Raw genomic sequence first — 15,980 nt, forward strand, 5'->3', positions numbered from 1 at the left:
GTGTCTCTCCGACGGTCGTTCGGACGTGCGGTCGTGCGTCGTGCGGGACTAGGCCGAGACCTCGACGCCAGGGGCGAAGGCGACGTAGCCGGAGAAGTCCTTGCCGACCCGGTCGAACGCCGACGGGTACGGATGCGGGTATGACCACGCGAGATCCTTGTGCAGCTCTCCGCCGACCTGGACGGAGTAGTACTGGCACTCGCCCTTCCACGGACACGTGTACGGAGTGGGGCTCTCGACGAGGGCGTCCGGCGCCACGGATGCCGGCGGGAAGTACCAGTTCCCCTCGATGCGGATGAGGTCGTCCTGGTCGGCCTCGGCGATGACGTTTCCTGCGAGTACAGCCTTCATGGTCCTGCCTCCTCGGATGTGGGTTCGAGCGTATAAGACGGGTGCGACATCCGGCACCGGGTTGCGCGCGGGGTCGTCAATCTGGGACATATTGCGCGTTCTGTTCGTCACGCGTCCGGAATCGGATTGCCCGGATCAGGCCGAGTCGCGGCCGTAGCCCTCCAGCAGCCGCAGCCAGATCTCGCTGATCGTGGGGTAGGAGGGCACCGCGTGCCAGAGTCGGGCGATCGGGACCTCCCCGACGATCGCGATGGTCGCGGCGTGGACGAGCTCGGCGACCTCCGGGCCGACGAAGGTCGCCCCGATCACGACGTCGCGGTCGGTGTCGACGACCAGGCGCGCCTGCCCGGCGAAGCCGTCCTCGTACAGGCTCGCGCCCGCCACCCAGCCGAGGTCGTAGTCGACGGCCCGGACGGCGGTGCCGGCCTCGCGGGCCGCCGCCTCGGTGAGTCCGACCGATCCGACCTCCGGGATCGAGAAGGTGACCTGGGGCACCGCGGCGTGATCGGCCGTGGCGGCGTGACGCCCCCAGGGGGCGTCGTCGACGGCGTCGCCCTTCGCGCGGGCGGCGATGACGTCGCCCGCCGCGCGCGCCTGGTACTTGCCCTGGTGGGTCAGCAGCACACGGCCGTTGACGTCGCCCACGGCGTAGAGCCAGTCGTGTCCGGGGACGCGGAGGGTGTCGTCGGTCTCGATCCAGCGGCCCGGTTCGAGTCCGACAACGTCGAGGCCGATGTCGGCGCTGCGCGGAGAGCGTCCGGTCGCCACGAGCACCTCGGCGGCGGTCACGGTCTCCCCGCCGTCGAGCGTGATCGTCACCCGGTCGCCGTCGCGGTGCACTGCGGTCGTGCCGGTGTCGGTGCGGACGTCGACGCCGAGCTCACGCAGGCCGTCGGCCACCCGCTCCCCGGCGAAGGGCTCCATCCCGCCCAGCAGCCCGCTGCGCGCGAGCAGCGTCACCGACGAGCCGAGCGCGGCGTACGCGGTGGCCATCTCGACCGCGACCACGCCGCCGCCGATCACCGCGAGGCTCTCGGGCAGCTCCTCGGCACTGGTCGCCTCGCGACTCGTCCACGGCGAAGCCTCCCGCAGACCCTCGATCGGCGGGATGACCGCGTCCGAGCCGGTGCTGATGGCGACCGCGTGACGGGCGCGCAGCACGCGGGTGCCGCCGTCCTGGTCGGTCACGGTCACCTCGCGCTCCCCGGTCAGCCGGCCGTGGCCTCGGGCGAGGTCGATGTGGGCGGACTCGAGCCACTTCACCTGTCCGTCGTCGGACCAGTTGCTCGTGAAGGAGTCGCGGCGCTCGAACACCGCCCGCACGTCGAGGGTCCCGGTGACGGCCTGCGCGGCGCCGGCGACGTGCTGCGCGGCACGGAGCGCCTGGGCCGAACGGAGCAGGGCCTTCGACGGCATGCAGGCCCAGTACGAGCACTCCCCGCCGACGAGCTCGCTCTCCACGATGATCGCACTGAGACCGCCCTGCACGGCACGGTCCGCCACGTTCTCCCCGACCGGACCACCGCCCAGCACGATGAGGTCGTATTCGTCGGTCTTCTCGGCAGCAGTCATGCTCGCCCCTCTCGTGGCCGCATCGGTCCGTGGCCCAGTCTCGCTCATGAGGAACGTCGAGTCACGGGTGAGTTGTTCCCGTCGGCCGATATGCCCGTCTTCCCCGGGGGTCCCCGTCCCGGATGCACGACGTTCCTTCCGACGACGTTCCGGGTGCACGACCCGAGTGCGGCTGCGCGACTCGGACGGGACCGATCCGCCGGCAGACGTGACCTGGTCGTGCATCCGGACCAGGAACCAGGGACTCGTCACGGCGGGTTACGGGTCCGGATCCGGGTCGGCGAGCCGGGTCCGAGGTTCCGGATGCACGACGTGGGGACGGTCGCACGATCCGGACGGGGCGATCCGCCGGCAGACGTGTCACGGTCGTGCATCTGGAACAGGACGGACGGAGTCGGCGGAACGGACGGAGTCGACGGAACCGGACGGAGTCGACGGAACGGACGGAGTCGACGGGACCGGAAAGGACGGCCCGAGAATCAGGCGACGACGGAGGGGACGGGGCGGGGGTCGGCGAAGGCCCGGGGATAGGCGCGACGGAGGGCCACGACGATGAGGGTGGCCGCGGTCACCTTGATGAGGTCGCCGGGAAGGAAGGCCAGGGTCGAGAGGGCCGTGAGGTCGAGCGGGACGCCGGTGACGAGGGCCTGCACGGGGATGCCGAAGGCGTAGACGACGAGGACGCCGCCGACGAACGCCGCGATCGCGGCGCGCCACCAGGTCGGGCGGCCGGTGCGCATCAGGAGTCCGATGACGACGACACCGGCGACCCACCCGAGCAGATATCCCGCCGTGGGGCCGACGAAGACCCCGAGTCCGCCACGCCCGCCCGCGAGCACCGGGAGACCGATCGCCGCGAGCACGAGGACGAGTGCGACCGACCACGGCGCGACACGCGGTCCGAGGACGAGACCCGCCAGCATGACGGCGAGCGTCTGTCCGGTGATGGGCACCCCGCCGGGCAGCGGGACGACGACCGTGCCGAGCACGATGATGAGCGCGGCGAAGACGGCGACGCGGCCGAGGGTCGCCGAGGTGTCGCGGGTCGTGGGGGTCATCGGTCCATCCTTCCTGAACGGTGTTCACCTGAACACCGTTCATCAGGCTAGAGGGCGGGCCACGCGGGGCGCAAATCACCCCGCGGCGGCCGGGTCGACACCCCTCGTCCGCGGAGCGAGGGCGGCCGCTCCCGCCCCGACCACGGCGGCGAGGGCGAACACCCCGACGAAGGGATCCACCCCTGCCGCAGCCCCGAGGGCGACGAAGAGCGAGCCCGTGACGGCGAGGGCGAGCGCACTGCCGAACGAGTCGGCCACGGTCATGGCACCACTGTTGAACCCCTGTTCCGCAGGGGACGACATCGCCAGGACGAGAGCGCTCGTGCGCGGGCTCATCAACCCCATCCCGGCGCCGGCGACGATCCAGGCGAACGCGGCGAGCAGCGCGGGCGCGTGCATCACGGTGATCACCAGGACGAGCGCGATCCCGACGACCACGAGGATCGTCCCCACCCGCACGGCCGTCACGCTCGACAGGCGCTCGCCCATCCGCCCTTGGACGGTCGCCGCCGCCGACCAGGCGAGCGCACCCCCGGTCAGCGCGAGCCCGGCGAGGGTCGGCGACAGCAGGTATCGATCCGTGAGCAGGTACGGCAGGTAGATCTGCGCCCCGAAGAACGCCGCCGCCCCCAGACCGCGGACCAGGATCACCGACGGCAGCCCCCGACGGGCGACGAGGGTGCCCCGAGGAACGAGTGGGCGCACCGCCGCGACCGCGACCACCACCGCCACCGCCGAAAGGAACGGACCGGCGACCGGGACCTCTCCCACGAGGTCGAGGGCGAGCACCGCGACGGCGGCGAGCACCGACCATCCCAGCCGTCCGAGCGCCCAGGGCGTGTTCGCGTCCCCGCTGCGGGCGAGTCCCCGGAGAGCCGGGACGACCATCAGCAGTGCGAGCACGACGAGGACCACGACGCCGAGGAAGACCCAGTGCCAGCTCCACACCTCCGTGACCGCTCCTGCGATCGTCGGACCGATGAGGGAGGGGATGACCCACGCGGCGGCGAACCCCGCGAAGATCGCCGGGTGCAGTGACGTCGGATACACCCGGGCGACAACGACGTAGAGCGCCACCATGAGCCCGCCGTTGCCGAGCCCTTGGGCGAAGCGCCCGGCGACGAGCACCTCCATGCTCGACGCAAGCCCCGCGACGAGCAGCCCTACCGTGAACAGGACGACGGACGCATACAACGGCACCACGGGACCCCGCCGGTCCGACCAGTTTCCGGCCACGACCATGCCGATCACGCTCGTCACGAGCGGCCCGGCGAAGGCGAGCGCGTACAGCCGCTCTCCGTCGAGGTCGGCGCTGACCGCGGGCATCACCGTGGTGACCGCCAGTGATTCGAAGGCGCCGAGGAACACGAGGGCGCACGCGCCGATCGTGATCCAGACGTACTCGCCACCGAGGATGCGGGGCGGGGCGGGCGTGGACGGCGCAGCGCGCCCGGTCTCGGTCGTCATGAGGACGACGCTAGAACCTCAAGAATGGTTGAGGTCAAGCCCGGGGACGCGCAGCCCCGCACAGGCTCAGCGGAGCGGGAGGATGCTCGTCGGTGCGGGAGCCTGCGCCTCGTGCCGAACTCCGAGCGGGGCTCCCGTGCGGTCATCGAGGTCGAGCAGCGTCACGGTGTCGGAACGTTGCCCGGCGACGAGGAGCTTGCCCTGGTAGACGAGGTGATGCCGCGGCCAGTCGACACCGGAATCGGCGAGCGCGACCGGCTCCAGAGCCTCGCCGCTGCCACGCACCCGCAGCGCCGCGATGGTGTTGCTGCCGCGCAGAGCGGTGTAGAGGAACTGACCGTCCTTGGTGCGGGCGAGCTCGGCGGGGAAGTCCACGCCGACCTGTGCGATGGGGCTCGCCGGAGCCGAGGAGACGACGCTCCAGGTACCGTCGGCGGCCGCTGCGAGCGTGAAGACCTCGCACGAGTACTCCGTCACGATGTGCAGGTGGCCACTCGGATGCACGACCATGTGCCGCGGGCCGGTGCCGCGCGGGAGCACGACCTCCTGATCGAGGGCGAGCCCACCACCCTGCAGGCGCCAGAACCGGACGAGATCGAACCCGAGATCGGTCGTCACCACGCGGCCGTCCGGGAGGAAGGCGGCGGCGTGCGCGTGGGATGCGCGGTCCGCGGCGCCGTGCGGATCGACCGCAGCGATACCATCACCGGCGGGAGTGACGGGAGCCGCGTCCGGATCGCCGTCCCCGAACAGGGCGGCACGCAGGGCCGCGGCTGCATCCTCCTTCGCCGGGACAAGCTGGCCATCGGCGGCGAGCCCGAAGCGGACGACCCGCCCGTCGCCGTAACAGCTGGCGACGAGCGTCTGGCCGTTCGGCGACACCGCGAGATGGCAGACGCCGTCCCCCGTCGGCACCGGATCGCCCAGCGGGGACAGCGCCATCTCGCCCGTGCGCACGAACGCCTGCACCGCGGCAACGCCCTCCAGCGCCGCGTACACGACGTCGAGGGACGGATGCGCCGCCAACCACGACGGCGACGGCGTCTGCGTCACGGGTCCGCGGTAGGCGAGCGTCGTGGCCTCACGGCCCTCGTCACCGGCCAGCACGCCGATCCCCTCGGCGGAGCCTTCCATCGCCGGGCCGTAGCCCCCGAGCCAGAACCGTGTCATGCCGATCAGTCGAGCAGGTCGTGGCGCACGATCACCTGATCGCGCTCCGGGCCGACGCCGATCACCGAGATGCGGGTGTTGCTCATCTCCTCCAGCGCGAGCACGTAGTCCTGCGCCGTCTGCGGAAGATCCTCGAAGGTGCGCGCGGTCGAGATGTCCTCGCTCCACCCGGGGAAGTACTCCAGGATCGGCTTCGCGTGGTGGAAGTCGGTCTGGTTCACCGGCACCTCGTCGAAGCGCTCCCCGTCGACGTCGTAGGCCACGCACACCGGGATCTTCTCGAGCCCGGTGAGGATGTCGAGCTTGGTCAGCACGAGGTCGGTGATGCCGTTGATGCGCGTGGCGTAGCGGGTGATGGGGGCGTCGTACCAGCCGACGCGGCGCGGGCGCCCGGTCGTGGTGCCGAACTCGAAGCCCTGCTTGCGCAGCCAGTCGCCCTGCTCGTCGAACAGCTCGGTCGGGAACGGGCCGGAGCCGACGCGGGTCGTGTAGGCCTTGACGATGCCGACGATGCGGTCGAGTGCGCCGGGGCCGACGCCGGACCCGGTCGAGGCGCCGCCGGCCGTGGCCGAGGACGACGTGACGAACGGGTAGGTGCCGTGGTCGATGTCGAGCATCGTGGCCTGGCCACCCTCGAACACGACGACCTCGCCGCGGCTCAGGGCCTGGTCGATGAGGTAGCCGGTGTCGGCGACCATCGGACGCAGACGCTCGGCGTAGGAGAGCAGGTCGTCGACGATCTCGTCGCAGGTGACGGCGCGGCGGTTGAAGACCTTCACCAGGAGGTGGTTCTTCTGGTCGAGAGCGCCCTCGACCTTCTGGCGCAGGATGTTCTCGTCGAAGAGGTCCTGAACGCGGATGCCGACGCGGTTGATCTTGTCGGCGTAGGCCGGACCGATGCCGCGGCCGGTCGTGCCGATGTTGCGCTTGCCGAGGAAGCGCTCGGTGACCTTGTCGAGCGTGCGGTGGTACTGGGTGATGATGTGCGCGTTGGCACTGACCTTGAGCCGCGAGACGTCGATGCCGCGGGCGGACAGGGCCTCCAGCTCGGAGAAGAGGACTTCGAGGTCGATGACCACGCCGTTGCCGATGACCGGGTTCACGCCGGGCGACAGGATGCCGGAGGGCAGCAGGTGCAGGGCGTACTTCTCGTCGCCGACGACGACGGTGTGCCCGGCGTTGTTGCCGCCGTTGAACTTCACCACCCAGTCGGTGCGCTCACCGAGCAGATCGGTGGCCTTGCCCTTTCCTTCGTCGCCCCACTGCACGCCGACGATCACGATTCCTGGCATGGGTAACCCCCTGGATGATGCCTCTCGCCGGGATTCCACCGGCGGATGAGCTGGCCCGATCGGGCTCTCCCATCCTATCGGCAGGCCTCCGACAGCCCTCGGAAGCGCGATACGGGACGGAATACACACCGACCCGGGGCCCTGAAGGCGCGGTTTCGATCCCGTATCAGGCGGTGGCGCGCGTTCGTCGACGAAGGCTCACCGAGGACCAGCACTTCCGCTCACGAGGAAGGGACTCGTAGCGATTCCGGCACGACCTTCGCCTGTGCGATCCCACGGGGACCGCCTGGTGTGGTGTGGACCGAGCCCACGAGATCGGGTGGCGGCCATGTGGTGCTGAGCCCCCGGCGTATCGCGTCTGCCCTTGCCGGTGTGGTGGACCATCGGTGCATGAGCCCCTCCGGGAACTCCTGGATCTCGCCACCTCGGAGACGGGGCCGGACCAGCGTGGAGTACTTCGCGTCGTACCAGGTGGCCCACTGAGGGTCCACCGGCAGCCCTCCCCACGCTCCGTCGAAACCGCGCGGACGCGCCGTCGCGAACCGAGTGTCGTTGAGCTCGGCGAAGGCGAAGAAGCTGCCGACGCGACGTGCCACATCCACGAGGAACCCCGCGACTGCGCCTAACGCGTCCGACTCCACCAAGTGGTCGAGCTCGAAATCGATCGAGATCGTCTGATAGTCGCCACCGATCGGGGTCCACAGTCACCGGACCTTGACGAAGTAGTCCGATGACAGGAGCGCGATGGGCATCTCGCTCGCGCGAGCCGTCGATTTGCGGTGATGTCAGGATCCGCCTGAACAGGAACGAACTCGGAGGGGACCCAGGCCCCCGGCTCCGTCCATGAAGCGCTGACGCTCGTCGCGGGCATGTTCGAGCGATAGAGCATGCCGCCGCTCAGCTCGCGATGCGCACCCGCGGTCAGATGCGGGCGGACGAGGTCGGCGTACTCCGTGGAGAACCAGCTCAGCCACGGAGGGCTCTGCGGCAGCCCCGGCCACTCACCCCATTGCGGCAGCGCCATCGTCGGTGAGAAGCGGGACTGCGTGACCTCGGCGTACGAGAAGAAGCTGCTCGAACGCTGTGCGAAATCGACGAAGAAGCTCTCGAAGGCGCTGACGAATCGAGGCTTGGAGAGCGCCGACGCGTCGAAGACGAGCCGGACGCGCTGCTGTTCAGCGATGGACTGATCGGACCACCCACTGACAAATCCCGAGATGAGCGGCTTTCGCCCCCGGAGGACCAGTCTGCTGCGGTCACCATCTTCTCGGTAGATGCGGTCGACCCCTTCCGCCCCCTCCTCTGCGAGCTTTCCTCGTAGTGGCTCGCTGAACCCGAACACGGTGGGCAGTGCGGCCGGAAGATGCTCCTTCGCTGATTCGAGATACATCTGGGCAAACGAAGGGCTTTCCTCGTCGAAGCGCCGGAACCACTCGACGTGCAGGAACTTCTCGCGGCTGGGCCCGGTCCTCCGTGACACGTATCGAGGGTCGGACGTCTCCTCCACGGCGACCTGTGGGTCGTGCACGACCCCTCCCACCACCCCGGCCAGATCATCCGCGAAACGCAGCGCGTGTCCGATATGGGGCTGCGCAGAGCCTTCGACGACGACTGCGTACCGGAAGCGCACGTTGTCGGGGAGGCCGGTGGGAACACTGTCCATGTCTTCGCCGCCGACGTCGTGCGGCCCGTCGACGATGAAGCAGTACTCCCCTGAATCATGAGTGAAGGCCTGAACGAGCGCCTCGCCAGCGATCTCGCTCGCTGTGACTGAACCCGTCCCGGTCTGCACCTCGGACGGTGCGAGCCGGAGCTTTCCATACACTTCGATGTCGTACGACATGACTACCTCCGGCGGGTCCGTGGCCTTCGTGACGCCATCTCGACCATCATTGCCGAAGCTTGTCCGCCGGGGAAGCGCGATACGGGACGGGATACGCTCCTCCCCGAGTCGCCGGAGGCACGGTTTCGATCCCACACCCGGGGCGGAGGCACGGTTTCGATCCCGCTACAGTGGCGACGGAGGTGGGCGATGAGGCGGTGGTGGCCCTACATCCGACTCGCGGCGGCGGCGCTCGCGATGGCGGCGATCGTCGCGCAGCTCGTGCGCACGCTGGAGATCGCCCTCACCGCAGACACCGCGTGGGGCGCGCATTTGCCCACCGTCGTCGTGAACTTCTTCAGCTTCTTCACGATCCTCTCCAACGTGCTGGCCGCGGTCGTGCTGGCCGTCGGCGGGATCTGGGGGCTGATCCACCGAGATGCCCGGGTCGAGCCGACGTGGCTGGCGACGCTGCTCGTGTGCGCGAGCACCTACATGATCGTCACGGGCGTCGTCTACAACACGCTGCTCCGCGGGATCGCGCTGCCGCAGGGGGCCACGGTCGCCTGGTCCAACGAGGTGCTGCACGTCGTCGTCCCGCTCGTCCTGCTCGCCGACGTGCTGTTCGCGCCGCGTCGTCGTGCACTCGGCTGGGGCACCGTGGGGATCGCCGCGATCTTCCCGATCGTGTGGGTGATCTACACACTGCTCCGCGCGAACCTCGTGACCGCACCCGCGACCGGGAACCCGTGGTGGTACCCGTACCCCTTCCTCGATCCCGCGCTGAACGGCGGCTACGGCGGTGTCGCACTCTGGGTGCTCCTCATCGCCGCGATCATCCTCGCCACTGCCACGGTCGTCGTGGGGATCGGGCGGCGTCGGGCCAGGCGGTGACCCACCCCTTCCCGCGCGCCCCACCCCCTTGCGAACGTGCGAAAAGGGGTGGGACGGCCGGAAGGGGGTGGGTCGGCGATCAGACGAGGAGCGCGTCGGCCTCGAGGTAGCGCTCGAGGGAGTCGTCGAGCTCGTCCAGCCATGGCGTGTGGTGTGCGGCGGCGAGCGTCCCGGTCATGACCGAGGGGTACACGCGGTCGCGGTAGCCCATGATGTCGGCCTTCTTGTCGTGCTTCCAGGCGAGGAAGATCTCCACGACGCGATCGAGGTCGAATGCCGGGTAGTCGGTGCACTCCAGCAGGTCGCGGATGTAGTCGGCCTGGAAGCGGATCTCCGTCGCCGCCGAGTCGATCTCGGCGAACCGCTTCCGCCACGCGGCGATGGACGCGGCACGCTCGGCCTCGTCGGGGAGGGCGATCCGGCCGAGGATGACGTCGCGCACGAACCAGGCCTGCGCGTCGAACATGTTGAACGTGAACCACTGGTCCTGCGCGCCGAGGTAGGCGAGGCGCGGGTTGCCCTGCCAGAGCACCCCCCGGTACAGCCCGTCGGGGTAGACGTTGTTCGGCGAGGACAGGGCGAGCTCCGCGGGCAGGAACGGGTACTTGTGCAGGTAGCCGGTGCAGAGGATGACCGCGTCCACCTCCTTCGAGGTGCCGTCGGCGAAGTGCACGGTACGGCCCTCGAAGCGCTCGACGCACGGACGCTCCTCGAAGCCCTCCGGCCAGTCATAGCCCATCGGCGCGGTCCGGTAGCTCGCGGTGACCGAGCGAGCGCCCATCTTGAACGCCTGGCTGCCGATGTCCTCCGCCGAGTAGCTCGACCCGATCACGAGCACGTCCCGCCCGGCGAGGGCCTCCGCGCCCCGGAAGTCGTGCGCGTGGGCGACGGATCCGGGGAAGGTCTCGATGCCGTCGAAGTGCGGCACGTTCGGGAAGGAGAAGTGACCGCTGGCCACGACGACCCGGTCGAACTCCTCCGTGGTCGTGCGCCCGGTGGGCAGGTGCTCGCTGGTGAGGCGGAACACCTCACGCTCCTCGTCGAACTCCACCCAGCGCACCGCGGTCTCGAAACGGATGAGGTCGCGCACCTGCGTCTTCGCGAGACGCCCGGCGATGTAGTCCCACAGCACCGGACGCGGCGGGTACGACGAGATCGGCCGTCCGAAGTGCTCGTCGAAGGTGTAGTCGGCGAACTCCAGGGCCTCCTTCGGGCCGTTCGACCACAGGTTGCGGTACATGCTGGAGTGCACGGGCTCGCCGTACTCGTCCAGCCCGGTGCGCCAGGTGTAGTTCCACTGGCCGCCCCAGTCGGCCTGCTTCTCGAAGCAGACCAGTTCGGGGATCTCCGCCCCCGCACGGGCCGCGGACTCGAAGGCCCGCAGCTGCGCCATCCCCGAAGGGCCGGCGCCGATGATCGCTACTCGTTCACTGTTCGTCACGTATCGTCCTCAAACTCTTCCGTCATGTATCGGGCGCAGCCGTATCCGGGAGAGGAGGACAGTTCTTCCCCGGTGGGAGCGGAACGCTCGACCCGCCCGGACAGTGGCTGCTCTTCGACGTTAGCAGTGCCCCGCGGCGACGCTGGCGGGAATGCGACGACGGCTGTCGCTTCCGCGCATCGCCGATGTCGGCGGCCGGTGCCAGGATCGGACGGTGCGACAGGACATCAGGGCATCGGAGCGGCTCGACCCGCAGGGCTCGCCGGCGCGATCGCGCGGCGTCCTGGTCCTGCTCGCGGCCGCGGTGACGGTGGTGCTCTGGGCCTCGGCCTTCATCGGGATCCGTGGCGCGGGGCCGCACTACGACCCCGGGGCCTTGGCGCTGCTGCGCATGGCGGTGGGCACCCTCGTGCTGACGATCATCGCGCTGCGGCACGGCATCAGGCTCCCGGAGCGCCGCCACTGGCTGCTGATCGCCGTGTGGGGCGTCGGATGGTTCTGCATCTACAACCTGGCCCTCAACAGCGCCGAACGCACCCTCGACGCCGGGACCGCCGCGATGGTCGTGAACCTGGCGCCGCTCATGGTCGTCGTCTTCAGCGGTCTCTTCCTCCGGGAGGGATTCCCCCGACCCCTCGTGATCGGCGCTCCCATCGCCTTCCTCGGGGTGGTCCTCATCGGCATGAACTCCACCAGCAGCACCGGCCCCGACCTCACGGGCCTCCTGCTGGCCCTTCTCGCCGCGGTCATGTACGCGGGGTGCACCCTGCTGCAGAAAAACCTGCTCACCTCAGGGGTCGACGCCACCACGCTGACCTGGCTCGGGGCGGCCGCCGGCACGATCGCCCTGCTTCCCTGGCTCGGCGCCCTGATCGCCGACGTGCAGACGGCGCCCCTCGACGCAACGCTATGGGTGGTCTACCTCGGTATCTTCCCCACCGCGATCGCCTTCACCACCTGGGCGTACGTGCTGCAGCGCAGCACCGCGGGGAAGACCTCCGCGACGACGTACGTGGTCCCGGCCCTCGCGATCCTGCTGTCCTGGCTGATCCTCGGGGAGGTGCCCACCCCGCTCATGTTCGTGGGCGGCGCGCTGTGCCTGCTCGGCGTGCTCATCACGCGTCTGCGATGGCACCCGCGGACAGGGGAAGCGGTTCGACCTGGTCGAACTCGCTCCTCCGGGGAATAGCTCCGACCGCCCTGGAGAGCGCAGCGGCCACCGCCGTCCCCGCGAGGATGGCGAGAGGCACCCCGACCGCAAGGTAGTAACCGGCGTACTCCAGAAGCGCTCCGGCCAGCAGAGGCGCCGCACCGCCGGCGAGCGCTCCGAGCAAGGACGAAAGCGACAGCACGCGACCGCGGATCTGGTCGGGGATGATCAACGCGAGGTACGACCCCTGCACGGCGTTGAGAGGTATCAACGGCATCGAGGCGACGAAGCCGATGACCGCCACAGCGGGAACGCTCTGAGTAACGAGAAGAGCGGTGAACGCCAGAGTGATCATGCAGATCGATAGGCGCACGATCGCGCGCCCGCTGTATCGGCGGAGTATCCATCCCGCGACGGCTCCACCTGCGAGCACGCCTGCGCCCTGCATGGTCTGGATGGTTCCGATCTGCCACGCGGGGGTGCCTGTCTGTTGCTGGCTGAGCACGATGGTCATTCCACAGGCACCAAGGCAGAAGTTGACCAGCACGATCAGACCGATGAGGGTTCGCGGTTGACGCCACACCGCCAGCCAACGACGACCTGCGGCGAGCGATCGCACCCCCGCTTCGTCACCGAGGCCCTCGGGGCTGAGGTCCTTGCGTATCGCGAGGGCGGATCCGACTTCTCCGAGCCGAGCGACCGCCGAGACGATCAGCGGCAACGAAGGGTGCACACCGAAGAGCAGCCCCGATACCGGTGCCGCCGCAAGCCGGATGGCTGCGTCGCGAGACTGGTTGGCTGCGGATGCCTCGGCCAGGAATCGCTTCCCGACGATGCGCGGGAGCGCGACGTCCGTGACCGTGAAGAAGAGCCCCACGACGAGCCCCTCTCCTGCCGCGATCACGATGAGCGCAGCTGTCGTCAGCGTGCCCGTGACGTACATCGCCGACAGCCCTCCGTAGATTGCGAACGCGGACGCGCCCGACCAGATCATCAGCCTTCGGGCGTCGAACCTGTCGGCGAGAACGCCACCAGGAAGGGTCGACACCGCCCGCGCGACGGCCGAGACAGTGCCGATCAGCCCTGCGAGAAAGGCGTCGGATGTGACGTAGTAGCCGAGAAGAGTGAAGGCGAAGGCCCCGATGCTCAGGCCGACTTGGGTGAGCGTGTCACCGGCGAACCACGCCCGATAGTCGCGGACGCGCCAGAGACCCAGCCGAGGCGGATTCACAGCGGGTCGGCATCGAAGATGTAGTCGAACTGGGAGTCGCCCGATCCGCACGTCGGGCAGCCCGGGTGTCGATCCCAGTTCATGATGATGCGGAGCGCTCCTGAGATGTAGTTCACCTCGACCTGTCGGCCGAGACCCAAAGGGGCCGCGTATCCGGTGATCAGGCGCATCGCCTCGTCCACGCCGAAGGACGTGAGCCTCTGAATGTGCGGCGCAATCGCCGCGGTCGCCGCGTCTCTCGCCGGCGACATCAGTGCATGGAACTGCCGCAGGAAGCCATCCGTGTTGAGTTCGTCGAAGATGTGCAAGCAATCGAGGCAGCCGGACTCTCGCGGAACCACCGAGAAGAAGCGGCCGCTGGTGTGCTGAGTGAGCATGATGACGACGGGGATTCCGAGTCGCACCGCCGCGGCGTTCGCACGGCGTTGGGCAATGAACCGAGGCTCATCGATGGCGCAGATGATGACGTCGGCTCCCCGCGCGACCCGAACGATGTCGTCCACCGAGGCGACCTTCAGATCGAACACCTCGACATCGACGTCCGGAGCGAACGCTCGACAATACTCTGCGCTTACGTCGGTCTTCTTCCGCCCGATATCACTCGTCCGGAACAGAGTCTGCCGGTTGAGGTTGCTCTCATCTACGACGTCGTACCCCAGGATGGTGAGCTTACGGAGGCCGCACGCCAGAAGCTGCGGGAGGCTTGCGCTTCCGCCCCCTCCGAGCCCGAGCAGAACGACATGAGACTCGCGGAGAACGTGCTGGGCACGATTCGCCGCTGCCTGCGTATTCTCGGCGGCGGCCGCAAAGAACGTCTGATTGGCCTCCAGCCGAACGGGCAGGCTGTCGTAAGAGCACGCGTCCTCGATGAGGCCGCTTGCGTCGAGATACTGGATCCCCTCGCGCACGTCGTCTTCAGACAGGTCGCCGAGGGCTTGGCACGCCTCTCGAAGGACGTCGCGGTACTCACGCCTGCCGTCGAGCAGCGGTAACAGGACGCGCAATTGGCCCTGCGGGTCGGTGAGCTCCTTCGTGATCCCCTGCTGCGCGCCGATGCGGACGACATCGTCAGCGAGCCAATAGATGGGTAGCGCTCTTTTGATCTGCGGTCGCATGAAGTTCCTTCCGGCCCCGTATCGCTCGACCGAGGAGGCCGAGCGATACGGGGTGGCGTGCGCGTTCTCAGAGAACACCCCAGCTGATGTCACGTTCCTTGGTTGCCCGAACTGTGAACGACATAGCTCCTCCTCTCGCATAGTCGGGTCGGTATCGAACGAGCCAAGTATCAGCGGGTAAAACGTTGCATGTCAATGGAGGCGTTGGAGCAGACTCATCCGGCCGCTTAGCGGCGACCTCCGCGCAGGTTGCGATTACGCTGGTCGGCGGAGGGGCGCGCCGTGCGGGCCCGCGTGTGACCGAGGGAGACGAAGACCGATGACCGACGCCGACGCGCCGACCCCGCCGACGATCTCCGCACCCCCGCCGCCCCCCGCGTCCGCCGCGCCAACCGCCGCCCCGGCACCCGCCGCTGCTTCCGCCGCTCCGACCGACGCCGAGATGGCGCGCGCCGGTTCCGTGCTGCAGACGATCTCCGACGCGTACTCCGCGAAGATGGTGGGCCAGGAGCGCCTGCGCACCAGCCTGCTCGTGGCGCTCATCGCCGGCGGTCACATCCTCCTCGAGAGCGTGCCCGGCCTCGCCAAGACCACTGCCGCCAGCACGCTCGCGGACACCGTGAAGGCGAAGTTCAAGCGCATCCAGTGCACGCCCGACCTCCTGCCGAGCGACATCACGGGCAACCAGATCTACGACGCCGCGACGGGCAGCTTCCGGACGGTGCTCGGCCCCGTGCACGCGAACTTCGTGCTGCTCGACGAGATCAACCGCTCCAGCGCCAAGACCCAGAGCGCCATGCTCGAGGCGATGCAGGAGCACCAGACCACCGTCGGCGGCGAGATCCACCCGCTGCCGAAGCCGTTCCTCGTGATCGCGACGCAGAACCCCATCGAGCAGGAGGGCACGTACGAGCTGCCCGAAGCGCAGATGGACCGGTTCCTCCTCAAGGAGATCGTGGAGTACCCGAGCCCGGCGGAGGAGTTCGAGATCCTCAGCCGCATCGACTCGGGCGTGCTCGACCCCGACCGGCACGTGCACAGCGCCGTCACGCTGGACGACGTGCACCTGCTGCAGGACGTCGCGAGCCGCATCTACGTCGACCCCGCGATCCGCAACTACATCGTGTCGATCGCGTACGTGACCCGGAATCCCGCGCCGTACATCGGGGACGAGCGCGCCCGCTTCATCAAGTACGGCGCGAGCCCGCGGGCCAGCATCGCCTTCCTCCAGGCCTCGCGCGCCCTCGCCCTCCTCAGCGGCCGGACCCACGTCCTTCCCGAGGACATCCGCGCCCTGCGACACCTCGTGCTGCGGCACCGCGTGCTGCTGACGTTCGAGGCTGACGCCGAGGGCATCCGCAGCGAGGAGATCATCGACCAGATCTTCGCCGCCGTGCCCACCCCCTGACCCGTCGAC

At 69.0% G+C, this 15,980-nt stretch carries 13 protein-coding genes; 3 read left to right on the forward strand and 10 right to left on the reverse strand.

Annotation, left to right across the window (positions count from 1 at the left end):
- Positions 1–48: 48 nt before the first annotated feature.
- The 7 genes from M4D53_RS11385 to M4D53_RS11415 all read right to left on the reverse strand — a co-directional run bounded on the left by M4D53_RS11385 (position 49) and on the right by M4D53_RS11415 (position 8,753).
- Positions 49–351 (reverse strand): DUF427 domain-containing protein, encoded by a 303-nt coding sequence (locus tag M4D53_RS11385; RefSeq protein WP_187662864.1) that lies wholly within the window; start codon positions 349–351, stop codon positions 49–51.
- A 135-nt stretch (positions 352–486) separates the two neighbouring features.
- Positions 487–1,923: a dihydrolipoyl dehydrogenase family protein gene (locus tag M4D53_RS11390; protein WP_259954097.1), complete on the reverse strand. Its 1,437-nt coding sequence runs from the start codon at positions 1,921–1,923 to the stop codon at positions 487–489.
- Positions 1,924–2,402: 479 nt separating this feature from the next.
- Positions 2,403–2,981: a biotin transporter BioY gene (locus M4D53_RS11395; RefSeq protein ID WP_259954099.1), complete on the reverse strand. Its 579-nt coding sequence runs from the start codon at positions 2,979–2,981 to the stop codon at positions 2,403–2,405.
- A gap of 75 nt (positions 2,982–3,056) precedes the next feature.
- Positions 3,057–4,448 (reverse strand): MFS transporter, encoded by a 1,392-nt coding sequence (locus M4D53_RS11400; protein WP_259954101.1) that lies wholly within the window; start codon positions 4,446–4,448, stop codon positions 3,057–3,059.
- A gap of 66 nt (positions 4,449–4,514) precedes the next feature.
- Positions 4,515–5,618, reverse strand: coding sequence for a lactonase family protein (locus M4D53_RS11405; protein WP_259954103.1), 1,104 nt, complete (start codon positions 5,616–5,618; stop codon positions 4,515–4,517).
- 5 nt (positions 5,619–5,623) lie between these two features.
- On the reverse strand, positions 5,624–6,910 hold the full coding sequence (locus M4D53_RS11410) for an adenylosuccinate synthase (protein WP_060922320.1): 1,287 nt from the start codon (positions 6,908–6,910) through the stop codon (positions 5,624–5,626).
- Positions 6,911–7,532: 622 nt separating this feature from the next.
- Positions 7,533–8,753, reverse strand: a complete 1,221-nt coding sequence (locus tag M4D53_RS11415) for a hypothetical protein (RefSeq protein ID WP_259954105.1) — start codon at positions 8,751–8,753, stop codon at positions 7,533–7,535.
- Positions 8,754–8,942: 189 nt separating this feature from the next.
- On the opposite strand from M4D53_RS11415, the gene M4D53_RS11420 reads away from it, so the two are divergent.
- Positions 8,943–9,626, forward strand: a complete 684-nt coding sequence (locus tag M4D53_RS11420) for a Pr6Pr family membrane protein (RefSeq protein WP_259954106.1) — start codon at positions 8,943–8,945, stop codon at positions 9,624–9,626.
- 79 nt (positions 9,627–9,705) lie between these two features.
- On the opposite strand, the gene M4D53_RS11425 is transcribed toward M4D53_RS11420, so the two are convergent.
- Positions 9,706–11,067 (reverse strand): trimethylamine monooxygenase, encoded by a 1,362-nt coding sequence (locus tag M4D53_RS11425; RefSeq protein ID WP_259954108.1) that lies wholly within the window; start codon positions 11,065–11,067, stop codon positions 9,706–9,708.
- A 214-nt stretch (positions 11,068–11,281) separates the two neighbouring features.
- On the opposite strand from M4D53_RS11425, the gene M4D53_RS11430 reads away from it, so the two are divergent.
- Complete coding sequence (locus tag M4D53_RS11430; RefSeq protein ID WP_259954109.1) at positions 11,282–12,256, forward strand: DMT family transporter; 975 nt, start codon at positions 11,282–11,284, stop codon at positions 12,254–12,256.
- Here M4D53_RS11430 and M4D53_RS11435 read toward each other — a convergent pair.
- Positions 12,183–13,448 (reverse strand): MFS transporter, encoded by a 1,266-nt coding sequence (locus tag M4D53_RS11435; protein ID WP_259954111.1) that lies wholly within the window; start codon positions 13,446–13,448, stop codon positions 12,183–12,185. The two genes, M4D53_RS11430 and M4D53_RS11435, sit on opposite strands and share 74 nt — an antisense overlap.
- Entirely contained in the window at positions 13,445–14,563 is a 1,119-nt protein-coding gene (locus M4D53_RS11440; protein WP_259954113.1) for a HesA/MoeB/ThiF family protein, read from the reverse strand. Before M4D53_RS11440 ends, M4D53_RS11435 begins: the two co-directional genes overlap by 4 nt.
- A gap of 319 nt (positions 14,564–14,882) precedes the next feature.
- Here M4D53_RS11440 and M4D53_RS11445 point away from each other — a divergent pair, with 319 nt between their 5' ends.
- Positions 14,883–15,971, forward strand: a complete 1,089-nt coding sequence (locus M4D53_RS11445; RefSeq protein WP_259954114.1) for an AAA family ATPase — start codon at positions 14,883–14,885, stop codon at positions 15,969–15,971.
- Positions 15,972–15,980 lie beyond the last annotated feature (9 nt).

Source organism: Microbacterium meiriae, assembly GCF_025143875.1.
Classification (GTDB): domain Bacteria; phylum Actinomycetota; class Actinomycetes; order Actinomycetales; family Microbacteriaceae; genus Microbacterium; species Microbacterium meiriae.

What these genes read in the sequence shown, in the direction of transcription:
- M4D53_RS11385 (WP_187662864.1), bottom strand. Translation starts at nt 351, where the DNA reads ATGAAGGCTGTACTCGCAGGAAACGTCATCGCCGAGGCCGACCAGGAC.
- M4D53_RS11390 (WP_259954097.1), bottom strand. Translation starts at nt 1,923, where the DNA reads ATGACTGCTGCCGAGAAGACCGACGAATACGACCTCATCGTGCTGGGC.
- M4D53_RS11395 (WP_259954099.1), bottom strand. Translation starts at nt 2,981, where the DNA reads ATGACCCCCACGACCCGCGACACCTCGGCGACCCTCGGCCGCGTCGCC.
- M4D53_RS11400 (WP_259954101.1), bottom strand. Translation starts at nt 4,448, where the DNA reads ATGACGACCGAGACCGGGCGCGCTGCGCCGTCCACGCCCGCCCCGCCC.
- M4D53_RS11405 (WP_259954103.1), bottom strand. Translation starts at nt 5,618, where the DNA reads ATGACACGGTTCTGGCTCGGGGGCTACGGCCCGGCGATGGAAGGCTCC.
- M4D53_RS11410 (WP_060922320.1), bottom strand. Translation starts at nt 6,910, where the DNA reads ATGCCAGGAATCGTGATCGTCGGCGTGCAGTGGGGCGACGAAGGAAAG.
- M4D53_RS11415 (WP_259954105.1), bottom strand. Translation starts at nt 8,753, where the DNA reads ATGTCGTACGACATCGAAGTGTATGGAAAGCTCCGGCTCGCACCGTCC.
- M4D53_RS11420 (WP_259954106.1), top strand. Translation starts at nt 8,943, where the DNA reads ATGAGGCGGTGGTGGCCCTACATCCGACTCGCGGCGGCGGCGCTCGCG.
- M4D53_RS11440 (WP_259954113.1), bottom strand. Translation starts at nt 14,563, where the DNA reads ATGCGACCGCAGATCAAAAGAGCGCTACCCATCTATTGGCTCGCTGAC.
- M4D53_RS11445 (WP_259954114.1), top strand. Translation starts at nt 14,883, where the DNA reads ATGACCGACGCCGACGCGCCGACCCCGCCGACGATCTCCGCACCCCCG.